General features: G+C 41.7%; 19 protein-coding genes. 7 read left to right on the forward strand and 12 right to left on the reverse strand.

Translation table 11 applies throughout. From position 1 onward, the window contains the following. Nucleotides 1-8: 8 nt before the first annotated feature. A complete protein-coding gene (locus tag FGG15_RS18490; RefSeq protein WP_138839126.1) occupies nucleotides 9-380 on the reverse strand; it encodes an RNA-binding S4 domain-containing protein in 372 nt (123 codons plus the stop codon). 78 nt (nucleotides 381-458) lie between these two features. Here FGG15_RS18490 and FGG15_RS18495 point away from each other — a divergent pair, with 78 nt between their 5' ends. Further along, nucleotides 459-1,457: an FKBP-type peptidyl-prolyl cis-trans isomerase gene (locus tag FGG15_RS18495; RefSeq protein ID WP_138839128.1), complete on the forward strand. Its 999-nt coding sequence runs from the start codon at nucleotides 459-461 to the stop codon at nucleotides 1,455-1,457. A gap of 51 nt (nucleotides 1,458-1,508) precedes the next feature. Here FGG15_RS18495 and FGG15_RS18500 read toward each other — a convergent pair whose 3' ends face one another. Genes FGG15_RS18500 through FGG15_RS18510 form a run of 3 tightly spaced genes read right to left on the reverse strand, consistent with a single transcriptional unit; the run spans nucleotide 1,509 to nucleotide 3,988 of the window. Continuing rightward, nucleotides 1,509-2,120 (reverse strand): outer membrane beta-barrel protein, encoded by a 612-nt coding sequence (locus FGG15_RS18500; protein ID WP_138839130.1) that lies wholly within the window; start codon nucleotides 2,118-2,120, stop codon nucleotides 1,509-1,511. 52 nt (nucleotides 2,121-2,172) lie between these two features. Next, nucleotides 2,173-3,126: a transketolase family protein gene (locus FGG15_RS18505; protein WP_138839132.1), complete on the reverse strand. Its 954-nt coding sequence runs from the start codon at nucleotides 3,124-3,126 to the stop codon at nucleotides 2,173-2,175. A gap of 16 nt (nucleotides 3,127-3,142) precedes the next feature. Beyond that, nucleotides 3,143-3,988, reverse strand: a complete 846-nt coding sequence (locus FGG15_RS18510) for a transketolase (protein WP_138839134.1) — start codon at nucleotides 3,986-3,988, stop codon at nucleotides 3,143-3,145. A 156-nt stretch (nucleotides 3,989-4,144) separates the two neighbouring features. Here FGG15_RS18510 and tgt point away from each other — a divergent pair, with 156 nt between their 5' ends. The 5 genes from tgt to FGG15_RS18535 all read left to right on the forward strand — a co-directional run bounded on the left by tgt (nucleotide 4,145) and on the right by FGG15_RS18535 (nucleotide 10,451). Further along, nucleotides 4,145-5,275, forward strand: a complete 1,131-nt coding sequence (gene tgt, locus FGG15_RS18515; RefSeq protein WP_138839137.1) for a tRNA guanosine(34) transglycosylase Tgt — start codon at nucleotides 4,145-4,147, stop codon at nucleotides 5,273-5,275. Then, nucleotides 5,275-6,357: an LptF/LptG family permease gene (locus FGG15_RS18520; protein ID WP_138839139.1), complete on the forward strand. Its 1,083-nt coding sequence runs from the start codon at nucleotides 5,275-5,277 to the stop codon at nucleotides 6,355-6,357. The genes tgt and FGG15_RS18520 overlap by 1 nt, the downstream gene beginning before the upstream one ends. Nucleotides 6,358-6,464: 107 nt before the next feature. Then, complete coding sequence (locus FGG15_RS18525; RefSeq protein WP_138839141.1) at nucleotides 6,465-7,418, forward strand: acetyl-CoA carboxylase carboxyltransferase subunit alpha; 954 nt, start codon at nucleotides 6,465-6,467, stop codon at nucleotides 7,416-7,418. 167 nt (nucleotides 7,419-7,585) lie between these two features. Further along, nucleotides 7,586-9,130 (forward strand): replicative DNA helicase, encoded by a 1,545-nt coding sequence (gene dnaB, locus FGG15_RS18530; protein WP_138839143.1) that lies wholly within the window; start codon nucleotides 7,586-7,588, stop codon nucleotides 9,128-9,130. After that, the gene (locus FGG15_RS18535; RefSeq protein WP_237561876.1) at nucleotides 9,114-10,451 is read left to right on the forward strand and encodes an asparagine synthetase B; all 1,338 of its coding nucleotides are present in this window, start codon (nucleotides 9,114-9,116) and stop codon (nucleotides 10,449-10,451) included. Before dnaB ends, FGG15_RS18535 begins: the two co-directional genes overlap by 17 nt. A 28-nt stretch (nucleotides 10,452-10,479) precedes the next feature. Here FGG15_RS18535 and FGG15_RS18540 read toward each other — a convergent pair whose 3' ends face one another. From FGG15_RS18540 to FGG15_RS18550, 3 genes are read right to left on the reverse strand one after another with little or no spacing between them, the layout of a single operon-like run. Then, nucleotides 10,480-10,896, reverse strand: coding sequence for a cupin domain-containing protein (locus tag FGG15_RS18540; RefSeq protein WP_138839145.1), 417 nt, complete (start codon nucleotides 10,894-10,896; stop codon nucleotides 10,480-10,482). A gap of 13 nt (nucleotides 10,897-10,909) precedes the next feature. Beyond that, nucleotides 10,910-11,413 (reverse strand): cupin domain-containing protein, encoded by a 504-nt coding sequence (locus FGG15_RS18545; RefSeq protein WP_138839147.1) that lies wholly within the window; start codon nucleotides 11,411-11,413, stop codon nucleotides 10,910-10,912. Continuing rightward, nucleotides 11,410-12,201, reverse strand: a complete 792-nt coding sequence (locus FGG15_RS18550) for an HAD family hydrolase (protein WP_138839149.1) — start codon at nucleotides 12,199-12,201, stop codon at nucleotides 11,410-11,412. Before FGG15_RS18550 ends, FGG15_RS18545 begins: the two co-directional genes overlap by 4 nt. Nucleotides 12,202-12,275: 74 nt before the next feature. On the opposite strand from FGG15_RS18550, the gene FGG15_RS18555 reads away from it, so the two are divergent. After that, nucleotides 12,276-12,698 carry a secondary thiamine-phosphate synthase enzyme YjbQ gene (locus FGG15_RS18555; protein ID WP_138839151.1) on the forward strand — a complete coding sequence of 141 codons (423 nt, stop codon included), beginning with the start codon at nucleotides 12,276-12,278 and terminating at the stop codon, nucleotides 12,696-12,698. On the opposite strand, the gene FGG15_RS18560 is transcribed toward FGG15_RS18555, so the two are convergent. From FGG15_RS18560 to thrS, 5 genes are all read right to left on the reverse strand, one after another. Beyond that, complete coding sequence (locus tag FGG15_RS18560; protein WP_138839153.1) at nucleotides 12,679-13,362, reverse strand: SGNH/GDSL hydrolase family protein; 684 nt, start codon at nucleotides 13,360-13,362, stop codon at nucleotides 12,679-12,681. The two genes, FGG15_RS18555 and FGG15_RS18560, sit on opposite strands and share 20 nt — an antisense overlap. A gap of 69 nt (nucleotides 13,363-13,431) precedes the next feature. Continuing rightward, nucleotides 13,432-13,776 carry a 50S ribosomal protein L20 gene (gene rplT / locus FGG15_RS18565; RefSeq protein ID WP_073181708.1) on the reverse strand — a complete coding sequence of 115 codons (345 nt, stop codon included), beginning with the start codon at nucleotides 13,774-13,776 and terminating at the stop codon, nucleotides 13,432-13,434. A 90-nt stretch (nucleotides 13,777-13,866) separates the two neighbouring features. Continuing rightward, nucleotides 13,867-14,064 carry a 50S ribosomal protein L35 gene (gene rpmI / locus FGG15_RS18570; protein ID WP_046744547.1) on the reverse strand — a complete coding sequence of 66 codons (198 nt, stop codon included), beginning with the start codon at nucleotides 14,062-14,064 and terminating at the stop codon, nucleotides 13,867-13,869. A 48-nt stretch (nucleotides 14,065-14,112) separates the two neighbouring features. Next, nucleotides 14,113-14,661: a translation initiation factor IF-3 gene (infC, locus tag FGG15_RS18575; protein ID WP_262710861.1), complete on the reverse strand. Its 549-nt coding sequence runs from the start codon at nucleotides 14,659-14,661 to the stop codon at nucleotides 14,113-14,115. A 36-nt stretch (nucleotides 14,662-14,697) separates the two neighbouring features. Further along, nucleotides 14,698-16,638, reverse strand: coding sequence for a threonine--tRNA ligase (gene thrS / locus FGG15_RS18580; RefSeq protein WP_138839157.1), 1,941 nt, complete (start codon nucleotides 16,636-16,638; stop codon nucleotides 14,698-14,700). Between the last annotated feature and the right edge of the window lie 364 nt (nucleotides 16,639-17,002).

A 17,002-nucleotide genomic window follows, 5' to 3' on the forward strand; every position in this document is an offset into this window, starting at 1 on the left:
AAAACAGATCATTCAGAATCGTCCAAATATCCATCAATGTCCCTGCGATCTTTTTTGGTAGGCCTGCCTGTTCCCTTTTTTCTATAGTGGTCCTTGGCAAATTTCAGTAGATCATCGTTGGCAAAGACCTCTTTTGGGGTGGTGTCTTTTCTATAGATATCCACCAATTTGGCACCTACACGACTTTCCGGGATGTCCAATACTGTAAATTGATAATCTATCTGGTTCTTACGCACCCGAATTTCATCCATGGGGTAGACTTCCCTTGATGCCTTTACTACGTCACCGTTGATTTTGACGTGCCCTTTTTTAACAGCATTTGCAGCAACGTTTCGGGTTTTATAGTATCTAGTACACCAGAGATATTTATCAATGCGCATAAACTCTGCAAATCTTTGTTAATCCAAGTAACAAAAATAGTGGAAAATTGTATCTTGCGCAGCTAAATAATGTACTTGATGAAGCACGGATTTTTAGTTTTTTTGTTTGCCCTTGTTTTGTTTTCTTCCTGCAGCAATGATGATGGGGGGCCAGATGTTGAGATTGTCCCGCCCCGTTCATTGGCAGAAGTATCAACAGAGAATGATGCGGAAATCCGGGAGTTTTTGCAGACTCATTATTATAATTATGAGGAATTTGCTTCCCCCTCGGCCAATTTTAACTTTAGGATAAAAATTGATACCATCGCGGGTGCCAATGCCGATAAAACCCCAATGATTGATTTTGTTCGGGAAACTACCGTAAATGTTTCCGATTTCGAATTTTTATTGGATCAGGGTGAGGATGACATTCCGCATAAATTGTACTATCTATCTGCACGGCATTCTTTTGAGGAACTTGACCAAGAACGTGTGGACTGCCCAGAGTGCTTCCCATCTGTAGCCGACTCGGTTTTTGTGAGATATGAAGGCAAACTGTTGGATGGTACTTCGTTTGATAGTGCCTTAAATAATGCAATTTGGTTTGATTTGGCCCGACTTCAGGATTTAACCCAGGGCTTTAGAGGATTTGCTGAAGGTATCCCCAACTTTATAATTGGGGATAACATCAGTGATAATGGGGACGGAACGGTCACTGTTGAGGATTACGGGATTGGCTTGATTATCTTTCCGTCAGGATTGGGTAATTTCAACCGGGTCAGTGGTGGTATACCGCAATATAGCCCGCTCATGTTTACCATTGATTTATTTACGCTGAACCAAACGGATCATGATGGAGATGGTATTCCATCCAAGGATGAGGATGTTAACGGCAACGGCTATCTATATGATGACAACACGGATGCTGATAGCGAACCTGTAACGGTTTCTTTTGCCAATTTTCAAGATGCGGATGATGACGGTGATGGTACTACCACAAGGGATGAAATATCGGACGAAAACGGGAATATCATTTTCCCCTATCCAGATGATAACAATGACGGAACTCCCAATTATTTGGATCCGGATGTGAACTAATAAAAAAGGCCTCGAATTTCGAGGCCTTTTTCTTTCGCGTTTATTTGTTTCTTACAGTTTAAGCGATGCTGAAAAAATTACCTGTGAAGGTCTAGAATCCACCCGCCCAGAAATGTCGGCAATGTTATCGCCTATTAATCGGGCCTCGTTCTCAGAGAAGCCTCTTTCGTAACGTACATCCAAGCCAAGTTTTCCCAGATTAACCCCTAAACCGGCATTGAGGCCAACGGTAAAATCATTTTCAACATCTTCAATTTCCAAATCCCCCAAATCATTGCTTAAAGTATATTGAAAAGATGGACCTACAAAAACATGTAATGGACCAACTAATTTATACCCCAATAAAACGGGAACGTCAATTTTGGAAACATCATAGTCGTTGGAATCTCCATTGACGCTATAGGTACTTTTGGTTTTGGTATAGACCACCTCGGGTCTCAAATAGATTTTTGGAAAATCCAATTTTCCCCAAAACCCAAAATGATAACCAGTCTTGCCTTCAGCGCCCTCTGTAATGTTTTGGGCGGCATCGCCAATGGTTCCTACAAGGTCACCATTCTTGTTATAACTTAATCCTGCTTTAATACCAAAGCCAGAACCGCTTTGGGCAAATGCAGTGGTACCCATCAAGGCTAACACTGCAATGAAAAGTGCTTTTTTCATATGTGCTTCGTTTTTTAATTGGTTGAAAATGTATCAAAGATGATACCGAAAACTATTTTCGTTTCAACACTTTTAAAACGGAAGCCTCAATGGCTTTATTGTTTAAGCCATACTTATCCATTAACTGATCGGGAGTACCACTTTCACCAAAAGTATCCTGGGTGGCTACAAACTCCTGGGGTGCAGGATGGTGTGTTGCCAGAACACGGGAAACACTTTCACCAAGGCCTCCCAGAAAGTTGTGTTCCTCAGCGGTAACCACACATCCGGTTTTCTTCACGGAAGCTAAAATAGCCTCATCGTCCAGCGGCTTAATGGTATGTATATTGATTACTTCGGCAGAAATACCTTGGTTCTCCAAATTTTCGGCGGCAATTAAAGCTTGCCATACCAAGTGACCTGTGGCTATAATGGTCACATCAGTACCTTCATTGAGCATGAGCGCTTTTCCTATCTCAAACTTTTGATCTACCGGAGTAAAATTGGCCACTTTGGGTCTTCCAAATCGAAGGTAAACGGGTCCATGGTGCTCTGCAATGGCAAGTGTAGCAGCCTTGGTTTGATTAAAATCACATGGATTTATAACTGTCATTCCTGGGAGCATTTTCATCAAACCGATGTCCTCCAGTATTTGGTGCGTTGCTCCATCCTCTCCCAAGGTAATACCCGCATGGGAAGCACAGATTTTTACATTCTTATCTGAGTATGCAATAGACTGTCGAATCTGGTCGTAAACCCTACCCGTTGAAAAATTGGCAAAGGTTCCTGTAAATGGAATTTTTCCACCAATGGTCAATCCGGCAGCTATTCCCATCATATTCGCTTCTGCAATTCCTACTTGGAAAAAACGCTCTGGATTTTCATCAATAAACGTTTGGATTTTTAAGGAACCCACCAAATCTGCACACAGTGCAACAACATTCGGATTGGTTCTACCCAATTCTGTCATTCCGGCTCCAAATCCACTTCGGGTATCTTGCTTTCCTTGATCTGTATATGTAGTCATGTCTTTGTCTTAAGAATTAGTAATCACCTAAAGTTTCTGGATTTTGCGACAAGGCTGTTTCCAATTGCTCGTCGCTTGGGGCTTTTCCATGCCATGCATGTGTATGCATCATAAAATCCACTCCATTGCCCATTTCTGTGGTCATTACCACGCAAACAGGTTTCCCTTTTCCAGTTCTGCTCTTGGCCTCCTTCAATCCGGCGATGACCTGGTCTAGGTCATTCCCGTTTTCGATTTCCAAAACATCCCAGCCAAAAACACGGAACTTTTCCGATACATCCCCCAGAGGTAAGACATCTTCGGTGCCCCCATCAATCTGTTGCCCATTTCTATCCACGGTGGCGATAAGGTTGTCCACCTTGTTTCCAGCAGCATACATGATCGCTTCCCAATTCTGACCTTCCTGAAGCTCTCCATCACCATGTAGACTATACACCAAATGGGAATCGCCATTCAATTTTTTGGCCTGGGCGGCCCCAATGGCAACTGACATCCCTTGACCCAAAGAACCGGAAGCGATACGTACTCCAGGAAGTCCCTCGTGGGTGGTTGGGTGTCCCTGAAGTCGGGAATCGATAAGCCTAAAGGTGTTTAATTCATCAACCGGGAAATATCCTTTTCTTGCCAGAACACTATAAAATACCGGTGAAATATGACCATTGGAAAGGAAGAAGAGGTCTTCGTCAATTCCATCCATATCAAAACCATCCTTCAGTTCCATCACTTCATTGTAGAGCGCAACAAAAAACTCAGTACAACCCAAAGATCCCCCTGGATGTCCGGAATTTACCTTATGGACCATGCGCAAAATATCCCTCCGCACCTGGGTCACTAAATCCTGTAATTCTTGTGTGTTTGGCATTGTATAGATTTTAAGGCTTCAAAAGTAACGGCATTCACTTTGTTATACAAGCACTTGGGCATTATTTTACGAAACGGTTTGCGGAGTAAAACTTTATTTTTTTGTTAAGGCTTTCTGGTACTGAGATAGCTATATTTGCGGTCTTAAATGTGACTTTTGGATTTTACCCTACTTAAAAAGGATGCACAAAGCAAGGCCCGTGCCGGAGAACTAAAGACGGATCACGGAACCATCCAAACCCCAATATTTATGCCTGTAGGTACCGTGGCCTCCGTTAAAGGGGTGCACCAACGGGAACTGGTCAATGATATTAACCCGGACATTATATTGGGAAACACCTATCATTTGTACCTCCGTCCTGGGACAGGGATTTTGGAACAAGCTGGTGGCCTTCACAAGTTTATGGGCTGGGATAGAAATATTTTGACAGATAGTGGGGGGTATCAGGTGTATTCCTTGTCCAATAACAGAAAAATCAAGGAGGAAGGAGTTAAATTCAAATCCCATATTGATGGCTCCCTCCATACCTTCACTCCAGAAAATGTGATGGAGATACAGCGTACCATAGGGGCTGATATTATAATGGCCTTTGATGAGTGTACGCCATATCCCTGTGACTATAATTACGCCAAACGCTCCATGCATTTGACCCATAGATGGTTGGACCGATGTATTGCGCATTTGGATAAACTTCCCTATAAATATGGGTATTCACAAAGCTTTTTTCCCATTGTACAAGGTTCCACGTTTAAGGATTTAAGAAAGCAGTCCGCGGAATATATTGCTTCTGTTGGGGCTGAAGGTAATGCCATTGGTGGGCTTTCTGTAGGGGAACCGGCCGAGGAGATGTATGAAATGGCAGAGCTGGTCTGCGACATTCTACCAGAAGACAAACCTCGATATCTCATGGGTGTTGGGACACCTATAAACATTCTGGAAAACATTGCCCTGGGAGTGGACATGTTTGACTGTGTTATGCCCACCCGAAATGCAAGAAATGGAATGTTGTTCACGGCTCATGGCACAATCAACATCAAAAACAAAAAATGGGAAGCAGACTTTTCGCCGATAGACGAAATGAGAATAACCTTTGTGGATACGGAGTATTCCAAAGCCTACCTCAGACATTTGTTTGCAGCCAATGAATATTTGGGCAAACAAATTGCCACCATTCACAACCTTGGATTTTATCTGTGGTTGGTGCGAACAGCCAGAGAGCGTATTTTAGCAGGGGGTTTTCAGGAGTGGAAGACCAAAATGGTGCAACAAATGGATAAAAGATTGTAATGCTGACCATACTGGATAGATACATATTAAAACGTTATCTGGTAACCTTCATGGGGATGCTGTTATTGTTTATCCCTATTGGTATCATGGCCAATTTGGCCGAAAAAGTGGGCAAAATCATTGACAATGAGGCTCCTTTGAGCGAGGTAATCGTGTACTATGGGAATTTTACCCTGGTCATTGGTAATTTGTTGTTGCCCATATTCCTTTTTCTGTCCATTATATTCTTTACTTCCAAATTGGCCAGTAATACGGAGATTGTGGCCATTTTAAGCTCCGGGGTTTCATATTGGCGGTTTTTGCGGCCCTATTTTATTGGTGCAACCCTAGTAGCCGTGCTTATTTTTATGATGGGAATGTTCATTGTACCCAACGCAAGCATCGGTTTTAACGAATTTGAGTACAAGTATTTTAAGAAAGGAAGAAAGGTTCAGGAAACCTCCAATATTTTTAATCAACTCAATGAAACCGACTATATATATGTAAGCCGATTTGAACCTAGTCGTAAAGTAGGTTACAACTTCACATTCGAACACTTCGATGTCAGTAAAAAATTGGATTTTAAAATCTCCGCCTCCAATATTAGATGGGTGGAGAAAGACAGTATTTATAGGTTGACCAATTACGTCAAACGCAAGTTGAGGGATAGCATTGAGGTTATGGAAACCCAAAGGAGGCTGGATACACTTTTTACTTTTAAGATAGAGGACCTTACCCCAGTTTCCTACGTTGCGGAAACAAAGAATTTATTTGAGCTGAACGAATTTATAAATGACCAAAAAAGTAAGGGGGCTTCCAATATCAACGCATATGTTCTGGTGAAGTATAAGCGCTGGGCCTTACCCATAGCTGCTTTTATTCTCACCATTATTGCTGTTGCTGTTTCCTCAGTGAAAAGACGTGGAGGAATGGGACTTAATCTTGCGTTTGGGATTGGGGTAGCCTTTGTCTATATCTTTTTTGACAAGGTTTTTGGGACCCTTGCAGAACAATCCGGATTTTCGCCGCTATTGGCCGTATTAATCCCCAATCTACTGTTTGGTGCCTTTGCCGTCTATATGTTGATGAAGGCCAAGAGGTAAACAATTTCGTTCTCCATTTTTAATAAAGAAATCGCAAAAAGTAGGGGTAGGGGTATCCCCAGAATGTTATATATTTGACCCCAATATTTTGTTGAAACCAACTTTTCATGGAGTATCTAGATTTTGAACTTCCCATTAAGGAACTTGAAGAACAACTTCAAAAATGTATGATCATTGGGGAAGAGAGCGATGTTGATGTGAGCGAGACATGCCAGCAGATTGAAAAAAAGCTGGAAGAGACCCGAAAGGATATCTACAAAAACTTGACGGCATGGCAACGGGTGCAACTCTCAAGACACCCTAACAGGCCCTATACCATGGATTACGTTAACGCCATATGTGGGGACACATTTTTGGAATTGCACGGGGATAGGACGGTAAAAGATGACAAGGCCATGATTGGTGGATTGGGGAAGATCGGTGATCAGAGCTATATGTTCATTGGTCAGCAAAAAGGATACAATACCAAGACAAGACAATACCGAAATTTTGGGATGGCCAATCCAGAGGGCTATAGAAAGGCATTGCGCCTGATGAAGTCAGCAGAGAAATTTGGTATACCAGTGGTCTGTTTTATAGATACCCCAGGAGCTTATCCTGGAATTGAGGCAGAAGAAAGAGGACAAGGAGAGGCCATTGCCAGAAATATTCTGGAAATGACCCGTCTAAAGGTTCCGATTATTGTGGTGATCATTGGTGAAGGAGCTTCAGGTGGAGCTTTGGGTATTGGTGTAGGCGATAAAGTCTTGATGCTGGAAAATACTTGGTATTCCGTTATTTCTCCCGAATCATGTTCGTCCATCTTATGGCGTAGCTGGGAATTTAAAGAACAGGCTGCCGATGCACTCAAGCTTACGGCCACGGATATGAAAAAACAGAAGCTGGTTGACGAAATTGTCAAAGAGCCATTAGGGGGTGCACATGCCAATCGGGACAAGACTTTTGAAACGGTAAAAAACAAGATTTCGGCACAATTTGAGGAGCTCAAAAAGTTATCACCAAAAGAATTGGTAAAATCACGGATGGAAAAATATGCTTCCATGGGTGTTTTTAACGGCTAGCCTAGCGTTTCTGGCTACTCCTTAATTTTTTCAGTTTTTTTCTTCAAACATTTTACGGTTATTAACATTTTTTGAGAGTTATCAACATTAACTTTGTTAATGACCTGTGGACATCACAGTGGGAAAATTTAAAGTTAACTAAAGGTTAAATAACTACTTTCGTAGCTATGGACAAGCCCAGCCCAATTATCGGCCATAAAATCGACAAGTCGACCATAATCAACTTGGAACGTGGTAAAATTCCACCGCAAGCAGTTGATTTAGAGGAAGTTGTAATTGGAGCCATGATGATTGACAAAAAAGGAGTGGATGAAGTAATAGATATCTTACATCCCGAAGTCTTCTATAAGGATGCCCATAGATTCATATACGAAGCCATCTTCAAATTGTTCGAATCTTCCGAACCAGTGGATTTATTAACCGTTTCGTCCCAATTGAAGAAGGACGGACACCTAGAAGCGGTGGGAGGGGACTTTTATCTCATAAAACTGACCCAAAAAGTGGCTTCTTCGGCTCATATTGAGTTCCATGCCAGAATCATACTTCAAAAGTACATTCAGAGAAGTCTGATAAAAATTTCCAACGAAATTATTGAAGATGCCTATAGCGATTCCACAGATGTATTTGACCTCTTGGACAACGCTGAAGCCAAATTGTATGAGGTTACCCAAGGCAATTTGAAACGCTCCGCCGAGACGGCCCAGAATTTAGTGATTCAAGCTAAAAAGAAGATTGAGGAGATTTCAAATAAAGAGGGGTTGAGCGGTATTCCTTCCGGATTTGACAAACTGGATAAGCTCACATCAGGGTGGCAACCTTCAGATTTGGTTATTGTGGCTGCGAGACCGGGTATGGGTAAAACAGCCCTAACGCTTTCCATGGCGAGAAACATTGCTGTGAACTCAGAAATCCCCGTGGCTTTTTTCTCTTTGGAAATGTCATCCGTACAGTTAATTACCCGTTTGATTTCTTCGGAAACGGGACTGTCCTCTGAAAAACTGAGAACAGGCCGGTTGGAAAAGCACGAGTGGGAGCAACTGAACGTAAAGGTAAAAGCTTTGGAGAAAGCACCTTTATTCATTGATGATACCCCATCACTCTCCATTTTTGACTTACGAGCAAAAGCCAGACGGTTGGCATCGCAACACAAAATAAGACTCATTGTTATAGATTATCTGCAATTGATGACCGCTGGGGGAAGCCAAAAAGGCGGAAATAGGGAACAAGAAATTTCAACCATTTCCAGAAACCTAAAGGCGTTGGCCAAAGAATTGAACGTACCGGTCATTGCCTTGTCGCAGCTTTCCCGGGCTGTGGAAACCCGTGGGGGTAGCAAAAGACCTATTCTATCCGATTTGAGGGAGTCCGGCGCTATTGAGCAAGATGCTGATATTGTTTCCTTTATTTACAGGCCGGAATACTATAAAATTGACGAGTGGGACGACGAAGAGCGTACCCCAACCCAAGGTCAGGCAGAATTTATTGTGGCGAAACACAGAAACGGTGGTTTGGATAATATTAGGTTAAAGTTCATTGGAGCGCTTGGTAAATTTGATAACTTGGATGACTTTGATTCCCCATTTGAATTCCAATCGAAGATGAATGCGGATGAAGAGAATCCTTTTGCAACACCCAATTTGCCCAGTACGGATGAGGCTTTTGGCAGTGCAATGAACAGTGACGATGATTCGGATAATGACGTACCTTTTTAAGATTTCAACTTTGTCATCTCGAGCACAGTCGAGAGGTGACCAATCATGTCAAGCTAAAGTCAGAAACCTCCTTTTCGCATTTTTCCTTTTCCACTTTTCCTTTTCCATTACAGCTTCCGTTATACTGGTTCCCATGGATGCAGAAAGCCAGGAGAACCATTTAAAAGCCTATGGCATTACCTATTGGGTATTGACCAAACAGCAAAAAGTACAGTGGTTGCTCAATTATAGAGGGGGTTCTTTCTTGTTGCCGGACGGAGAGGTTATTCGAAAGGAATGCCAGATTCGAGGCGTATCCTTTGAGGTTTTGTCGGATGCCCAAGCAGAGGCTATTTTGGATGGGATTAGTAGCCCATCGCAAAACCAAGAAGCGGTCATTTTGGAAAAAGCGCCCAAAATAGCAGTCTATTCTCCCAAAGGAAACCAACCTTGGGACGATGCGGTGACCATGGTTTTGACCTATGCCGAAATTCCTTACATAACAGTTTATGACGAGGAAGTATTGGATAATAAATTGGTCTTGTACGATTGGTTGCACTTGCATCATGAAGATTTTACGGGCCAGTTCGGAAAGTTCTATGGAGCCTACCGTGCGGCGCCATGGTATATAGAAGGAAAAAGAGAGGCAGAGGAATTGGCCCAAAAATTGGGATTCAATAAAGTCTCAGAAGCAAAAAGAGCTGTTTCACTTAAAATAAGAAACTATGTGATCGGTGGTGGATTTATGTTTGCCATGTGTTCCGCTACGGATAGTTTCGATATTGCACTGGCAGCAGAGAGCGTGGACATTTGCGAGCCTATGTTTGATGGAGATCCATCCGATGCCAATTATCAAGGGAAATTAAACTTCGGAAACACGTTTGCCTTTACCAATTTTGTCTTGGAGCGTAACCCGCTTCGCTATGAGTTTTCATCTATAGATATGACCAACAAGCGTCGGGACATCCCCAAAGAGTCAGATTATTTTTCTTTGATGGAGTTTTCTGCTAAATGGGATCCAGTGCCTACTATGTTGACCCAAAACCACACCACTTTGGTCAAAGGATTTATGGGACAGACTACTTCTTTTACGCGGAACCAGGTGAAGCCTACAGTAATGGTTCTCGGTGAAAGCAAGCTCAATGGCGAAGCCCGATACATTCACGGTATTAAGGGGAAAGGGTTCTTTACCTTTTATGGCGGTCATGACCCTGAAGACTATCAGCATAGGGTAGGGGACCCCAAAACGGAGTTGGAATTGCATCCTACCTCGCCTGGGTATAGACTTATCCTAAATAACGTGCTGTTTCCTGCCGCTCGAAAAAAGAAGCAAAAGACTTAAACAGGGTTTCGGTAAGGTCAAATTGAAATCAATCTTTTTTGACGGAAAGAGGAACTCCCTTGGTTCCAGCATAAAAAACAATGATTTCTACAGCTTTGTTTTTTTCGTTGATTCCATAATGCCAGGTGTCCACGAGTTCAACAATAGGGTCACCCGCTTTAAGCCTTAAGGTATCTTGATTTTCACTGATTACGGTAAGTTTTCCCTTAAGCAGTACGCCGGCATTGATATTGGGGTGTTTGTGCCAGGCCAATTTCGACTTACCGGGAATGATGACCTTAACAATAGTAACTTCCGGTTCGAGATTGGAGTATGATGGCAATGGATTACCATTCCAACTTTGGGAAGTTTGGACAAGGGTGGTAAATTGAATCTCTTTTTGAATGGATTTGCAAGAACCCAGAATCAATAGAAATAGACTTGTAACCAGAACCAACTTTCTCATGGTAAATGTAAGGCTATAATCTTGTGAAACTTTTTATGATAGTCGCATGCTCTGGAAATTTTTCCAATAGTTGCTTTCTCTCTGGAAGGACAAAATCCTTAAAATCAAAACCTGGTGAAACTGTGCAACCCACAAAAGAATAATCATCTGGATTTATGGTTTTTGCTGCAAACCAGTGATTGCCTGGAACTACAAATTGGGGAATTTGACCTTTCTCAAAATCATTTCCAATACAGTGCTCGGAGAGTTCCCCCTCTTCGGATATAACATAAAGCATCAAAGGAGAACCAGAGTAAAAATGCCAAATTTCATCCTGTTTGATTTTATGAAAGGCAGAATAAGTATCCGAAGTCAACAAAAAATAAATGGACGTGGCATAATTTCTTGAACCTTGATATTCCTTTGGCAATGACTCAGGAGAAACCTCTCCTTCACTCCTATAGGTCTCTTTAAAATAACCACCTTCGGGGTGAGGGACCAGTTCAAACTTTTCTATTAACAGTTCAATCTGTTTCATACCAATTGCTCCAAAATCCGTTCAACCCCATAATCATCATTGCTGGCGGTTTCGTATTTGGCCACCTTTTTTACGTTTGGATGGGCGTTGGCCATGGCGAAACTGTAATCGGACAATTCCAACATCTCAAGGTCGTTGTTGTAATCCCCAAAAACCATTACCTCATGCGATGCAAGTCCGTGGTCTTTCATTAGTTTGTCCAAGGCGTATCCTTTATGTGCATCCGAGTGATTCAGGTCTACCCAATATAAACCGGACACCTTTACCTTTAGCAAATGTTCCAAATCCTTTAAAGCTGGGTATATATGGGCTTCCGCATTTTTGTTATGATAAACGGCTATCTTAATGATTTGATCCGTCACATCCCTTAAATTTTTATGGATTTCATAATTGGAGTAGTACTCCTTCAAGTCTCCAAGAAAAGAAGCGGATTTTTCATCAAAATAAGCGTTGTATTTCCCGCAAAGCATGGCATGTGCTCCTTCAATTTCCTCAATAATACCCAAAAGCTCGTCTTTAAGGTGCTGTTGTATGGGTGTTACTAAAAGCTCATGCTCCTTCTCCTTGACCAAGGCCCCGTTTTCCGCTATAACCAGGATATCCTCTTTGATGGGACTAAGTTTGTCCACAATACTGTGATATTGTCTTCCGCTGGCCGCCACAAACTGAATGTTTTTTTGTTGAAGCGCGGCAAAAATTTCGAAAAACCTGGGACTCACTTGATGCTTGGAATTTAACAGCGTACCATCCATGTCTGTGACCACCATTTTTATTTGGGAAAAATCCATTGATATCAATTTAAGCTGCAAAGGTATGGGATGTGGGCAGAATGAAGTAAAGTTTATATTATTTTCGCTAGGAAATGAAAGTTTATCAATCGGAAATACAACTTAAGTCTTATCCTAGGGGATTTCATCTTATAACAGAACAGGTGATGGATGCCTTACCGGAAATTAGGGATATCAAATCAGGTCAACTGCAAGTTTTTATCAAACACACTTCGGCGAGTCTGACCATTAATGAAAATGCTGACCCAACCGTTCGTTTGGACTTTGAGAGCCATTTTAATCAGATGGTTCCGGAAAATGCACCTTATTATATACACACTTATGAAGGCCCGGACGACATGCCGGCCCATCTGAAAGCTTCCCTTTTGGGTGCTTCCGTTCTGATACCCATAACCCATGGAAAACTGAACTTGGGTATTTGGCAGGGAATTTACCTTTGTGAGCATAGGGATCATGCCTCTGGCAGAAAGTTGGTCTTTACGGCTTTTGGAATTTAAATTCCTTACTGATTTTCTTCACCCATGCTTTATACATTTTTTTGGATGGATGCAGACTATCTTGGGTCAACATATCAGGATTGACCCTAGCGTTCCTGGAAATTTTGGTGATTTCAATGAATGAGGTATTCCGTGCATTGGCTTCTTTTTCAATATAGCGGTTGTAGGCTTCCAATTCCTTTACAATTTTGGGCGTGTCTTTAAACCTTGCATAAGGAGTTACACTGTAATCAGGAATGGATAGCACAATCACGTTTTTGGGATTGCCTTTGGCTAGACGGATACTTTTCTCTAAAAGTTCAGAGAACTCTTGTTGAAATTTTTCAAAGGATTGTCCCCTAAACTGATTGTTGACCCCTATGCAAAGAGAGACCAAATCATAGTTGGGTTTTGGATTTTCGGACGCAACGGCCTCTAAAAGGTCGGAAGTAGTCCAACCTACAAGGGCAATTACCTTTGGATCTTTTATGGGGATTTTCTTTTTTCGTAATTGGGAACTTAGTTGAAAAGGCCAACTATTGACCCTCAATTCGGAAGTACCTTCGGTGTAGCTGTCCCCCAGCGCCAAAAAGGTAATACTATCATTTTGTGCAGCACCGCACAAGGAGAATCCTAGAGCAAGAAGGATTAAAAACCTGTGGGTGCGATTGTGAATGTGCAACATTCATATAAAATACAAAAACCCACTCAAATGAGTGGGTTCTTGATAAGCGGGGTAAGTTTATATTAACTCTTATTTTACTCTTTCAACGATGGCCTTAAAGGCATCGGGGTGGTTCATGGCCAAATCGGCAAGAACTTTTCTGTTCAATTCTATACCGTTGGATTTAACCTTCCCCATAAATTGAGAGTAGGACATTCCGTGCATTCTTGCCCCTGCATTGATACGGGTAATCCAAAGTGCGCGGAAATTACGTTTTTTGTTTCGTCTATCACGGTAAGCATAAAGCATTGCTTTTTCTACCGCATTTTTGGCTACTGTCCAAACGTTTTTACGTCTTCCAAAGTAACCTTTGGCTTGCTTCATTACCTTTTTTCTTCTGGCTCTAGAAGCAACTGAATTTACTGATCTTGGCATAATGTTTCATTTTTTTGTAGCAGGCGGTCAATTTTTGACTCTTTTAAGGCCTGACTCCATGGTTAATAATTAATGTACCGGGTTGAACAATTATTTTAAACGTAATTGTTCCTTAATACTGTTGACATCTGACTCATGCACCAATGTGGAGTGTGTCAACTTAAGCTTACGCTTTTTCGATTTTTTGGTCAAAATATGACTCTTAAAAGCGTGCTTTCTTTTGATTTTACCAGTTCCGGTAAGCTTAAATCGCTTTTTGGCACTGGATTTTGTTTTCATTTTAGGCATTTTCTCCTCTTTATAAATTGTACCGAATAAGCTTCGGTATCCCGCTTCCTATTTTTTGGTCTTGGGTGCAATGAACATGGTCATTCGCTTACCCTCTAACTTTGGCATCTGTTCCACCTTCCCGAGCTCCTCTAGTTCTTGTGCCAATCGTAATAATAAAATCTCACCTTGATCCTTGTAAACAATGGATCGTCCTTTAAAAAAGACATAGGCTTTCAATTTGGCGCCATCCTTTAGGAACTTTTCCGCATGTCGCTTTTTAAACGCATAGTCATGATCGTCCGTTTGCGGACCAAACCGAATTTCCTTTACAATTACTTTGGTGGCCTTGGCCTTCATGGCCTTCTCCCTTTTCTTTTGTTCGTAAAGGAACTTCTTGTAATCTATAATTTTACAAACCGGTGGATTTGCTTTTGGAGAAATCTCCACCAAATCCAACTCCAATTCATTGGCCTTGGCCATGGCTTTGGAAATAGGATATACTCCTACTTCTACATTATCCCCAACTAGCCTAACCTCAGGGGCCGTGATTTTGTCATTGATATTATGAGGGTTTTTATTTTCCCTCCTGGGTTGGGGTCTAAATCTTCTTCGTATTGCTATGACTTATACTTTTTAATTAAACTAAAATTTCTAGAACGACTTTAAGGTACTATTTATTTCAGTAGCTACCAAGTCGGAAAATTCATTGATGCTGATACTTCCAAAATCTTCTCCCCCATGTCTTCTGACCGATATGGTTTCGGACCCTTCTTCCTGCTCACCTACGATGAGCATAAACGGGATTTTCTTCAGCTCGGCTTCACGGATTTTCTTCCCTACCGTCTCGTTCCTATTATCAATGAGCGCGCGAATTTCGTGATTTTCCAGTGAATTCAAAACTTTTTCCGCATATTTTTCATGTTTCTCACTGACAGGCAATACGATAGCTTGGTCAGGAATGAGCCACAATGGGAAGTTTCCTCCAGTGTGTTCCAACAGTAGAGCAACAAAACGTTCCATACTTCCAAAGGGAGCGCGATGAATCATAACGGGTCTGTGTAACTCATTGTCACTTCCTTTATAAGAAAGGTCAAATCGTTCAGGTAGATTGTAATCCACCTGAATGGTGCCCAATTGCCACTGTCTGCCCAAGGCATCTTTTACCATAAAATCCAATTTAGGACCATAGAAGGCTGCCTCACCTGACTCAATAACAAAATTCAATCCCTTTTCTTCGGCGGCATTGATAATAGCCTGTTCAGCTTTTTCCCAATTTTCCGGTTCACCAATATACTTTTCCGGCTTGTCCAAATCTCGAACCGAAACTTGGGCTGTGAAATTTTCAAAACCAAGGGATCTCAAAACATATAAGGAGAGGTCTATAACCTTCTTAAACTCAACATTTAATTGGTCCGGAGTACAAAAAATATGGGCATCGTCTTGGGTGAAACCTCGCACGCGGGTCAATCCATGAAGTTCTCCGCTTTGCTCATATCTATATACCGTACCAAACTCTGCATACCGTTTGGGTAAATCTTTATAACTAAAAGGGCTGCTGTTATATATCTCGCAGTGATGAGGGCAGTTCATAGGTTTTAAGAGAAACTCCTCATCTTCTTTTGGGGTGTGTATGGGTTGAAAACTGTCTTCACCATATTTGGCATAATGACCGGAGGTTACATATAATTCTTTCTGGCCGATATGAGGTGTAACAACCATTTCATAACCGGCCTTCTTTTGCGCTTTCTTTAGAAATTGCTCCAATCGCTCACGTAGCGCTGCACCTTTAGGTAACCATAGTGGCAGTCCCTGCCCCACCTTTTGGGAAAAGGTGAAAAGTTCCAATTCCTTGCCTAGTTTGCGATGGTCTCTTTTTTTAGCTTCCTCCAGAAGTTCCAAATATGCTGTGAGTTCTTTTTGCTTGGGAAAAGAAATCCCATAAACCCGAGTCAATTGTTTGTTGTTCTCATTGCCTCTCCAATAAGCTCCAGCAACACTTAATATCTTTATGGCTTTGATAATGCCTGTATTGGGGATATGTCCCCCGCGGCATAGATCGGTGAATGTGCTATGGTCACAAAAAGTGATGGTGCCGTCCTCCAAGTTTTCAATGAGTTCTACTTTGTACTCGTTGTCCTGCTCATTATAATAAGATAAAGCATCGGCTTTGGAAACACTACGCATTTTATAGTCGTGTTTTCCCCGGGCAATTTCCAAGGCTTTCTTTTCTATGGTAGGAAAATCTTTTTCGGAAACGGTGTGTTCTCCAAAATCCACATCGTAATAGAATCCATTTTCAATTGCAGGACCAATGGTAAGTTTGATACCGGGATATAGTTCTTCCAATGCCTGTGCCAATACATGGGATGAAGAATGCCAAAAGGCTTTCTTCCCCTCGTCATTGTTCCACGTATATAAGGTAAGTGTGCCATCCTGGGTAAGTGGGGTTGCGGTTTCCACTACCGTATCGTTGAATTTTGCAGAAATAACATTCCGGGCAAGGCCCTCGCTAATGCTTTTTGCAACTTCCATGGGAGTAGTTTCTTTGGGAACTTTTTTTACTGCGCCATCGGGCAATGTAATCTCTATCATTTGTTATCCTTGATTTTGGATGGTGCGCAAAGATACTACCTTGATATGATGCTTACAATAGTATGTGCTAGTGATTGGTAGAAAGCTTGCTTTCAGTTCTTTACCAATGGTGATTTCCAGAATGCTTTGGGAATTGAAGAGTTTAGATTGATTTTTGAATTGTAAATAACTAGTTATCAAAGTCTTGTGTTTTTTTTGATTTTTTTTTGAAAATTGTTTGGTGGGATAAAATAAACCTCTCTATATTTGCACCCGCTTAGCTGATAAGGCTGGGTTGATTTGAGGGGGGAATCGAGGGTCTTCGGGCCTGTTTTTTTCTTCTTTTTTTTGAAGTTCATTTGACATATTGTATAGACAGCGTAAA

This window comes from Flagellimonas algicola (assembly GCF_005937185.1).
GTDB lineage: Bacteria > Bacteroidota > Bacteroidia > Flavobacteriales > Flavobacteriaceae > Flagellimonas > Flagellimonas algicola.